The sequence below is a fragment of the Longimicrobium sp. genome, from assembly GCF_036554565.1.
Lineage (GTDB): Bacteria > Gemmatimonadota > Gemmatimonadetes > Longimicrobiales > Longimicrobiaceae > Longimicrobium.
Map to the genome: position 1 here is coordinate 1 of NZ_DATBNB010000818.1, position 1876 is coordinate 1876.

Genomic DNA, 1876 nt, shown 5'->3' on the forward strand with positions numbered 1-1876 from the left:
CGGGCACACGGTGATGCAGTTCACGGCCGACGGGCGCGGCATCTTCCTTACTTCGCAGGGCGCCTCGGAGCGCGGCAACTACCCGTTCCTGGACGTGATGGACGTGGCGACGGGGCAGAGCCGGCGGCTGTGGCGGGCGGCGGACCCGTACTTCGAGTCCGTCGTCGCCGTGCTGCGGCCGGATGGAAGCCAGGTGCTCACCCGGCGCGAAAGCCTGACGGAGCCGGCCAACTACTACGTGCGCACGCTGCCGACCGGGCGGGCGCGCGCGGTGACCACCTTCCCCGATCCGGCGCCGCAGCTGGCCGGCATCCAGCGGCAGCTGATCACCTACACCCGCGCGGACGGGGTAAAGCTGAGCGGCACGCTGTACCTGCCGCCCGGCTACGACGCGCGGCGCGACGGCCGGCTGCCCCTGCTGATGTGGGCGTACCCGGCGGAGTTCCGCGACGCGGCGTCGGCGGGGCAGGTGCAGGACTCGCCCAACCGCTTTTCGCGCCCGGGCGGCACCAGCCACCTGTTCGTGCTGCTGGCAGGGTACGCGGTGCTCGACAACCCGTCTATGCCCATCATCGGCGAGGGACAGGTGGAGCCCAACGACACCTACGTGGAGCAGCTGGTGGCGAGCGCGCAGGCGGCGGTGGACAAGGTGGTGGAGCTGGGCGTGGCCGACCGCGACCGCATCGCCATCGGCGGGCACTCGTACGGCGCCTTCATGACGGCCAACCTGCTGGCGCACAGCGACCTGTTCCGCGCCGGCATCGCGCGGTCGGGCGCCTACAACCGCACGCTGACGCCCTTCGGCTTCCAGGCCGAGCAGCGCACGTACTGGGAGGCCACCGACACGTACACGCGGATGAGCCCGTTCACCTACGCCAACAAGGTGAACGAGCCCATCCTGCTGATCCACGGCGCCAACGACGACAACAGCGGCACCTTCCCCATCCAGAGCGAGCGCTTCTACGCGGCGCTCAAGGGGCACGGCGCCACGGTTCGCTACGTGGTGCTGCCGCTGGAGGCGCACGGCTACCGCGCCCGCGAGAGCACGCTGCACACCATCGCCGAGACCATCAACTGGCTGGACCGGTACGTGAAGCGCGCCGGCCCGCGCGGGGCTGCGGCGACGCCGGCGTCGCGGTGAGGGGAAGTGCGTTAGTGCGTTAGTGCGTTAGTGCGTTAGTGCGTGAGGGATGCGATGGCGGCGGACTGGTTCGGTCCGCCGCCTTCGTGTTTCCGGGAACAGGGTATCGTGCGCTTCGGATGGGCCGGCGCACTCCCCGGCTGCCCTCTCCCCCGGCCCCTCTCCCGCAAGCGGGAGAGGGGAGAACTTCGCGCCGGGTCAGGCGAGATCGGGCGCATGCCGCGGCGCCCCCCATCCCCAGCCCTTCCCCCGCAAACTGCGCGGGGGAAGGGAGCCAGTGCCGTGCGCGACACCGGCCCTTTCCGCGCAATCTATCAATCCTGAGCCCCAAGCGCACCGTGCCAGCCCGTACAACATCCCTCGCGGGGCGAAGGATCTAGCCGGGGGCACTTCCAAGCCCGGGCGCGGTAGCGTCACCAGTGCGTGGGCCTCGGTTTCGTCTCCGTTTGCGGACGGTGGGGGCGTTTCGAATGGCCGGCGCATGCCTCGGGGAGGCCCCTCCCCCGGCCGCTCCCCGCATGCTGCGCATGCGGAGAGGGGAGAATTCGTGTACGCTTCGGCCCGTTACGCGAGCTCGACTACGCATGCAGTCCGCGAAGGCGGACTTCGGGCCGTCGTTGCCGCGACTTCAGTCGCCCCAGCAGGGCCGGCGTGTCCGCGGCGCCCCCCTCCAACCTCTCCCCCCCGGACGGCAACCGCCGGAGCGCACCGGACTGGCTCCCTTCCCCCGCGGGG

At 71.2% G+C, this 1876-nt stretch carries 1 protein-coding gene; it reads left to right on the forward strand.

Going from position 1 to position 1876, the window contains the following annotated elements; genetic code table 11:
- The coding region (locus VIB55_RS23225; protein ID WP_331879062.1) for a S9 family peptidase at positions 1–1141 on the forward strand (1141 nt) is incomplete at its 5' end.
- Positions 1142–1876: the final 735 nt, after the last annotated feature.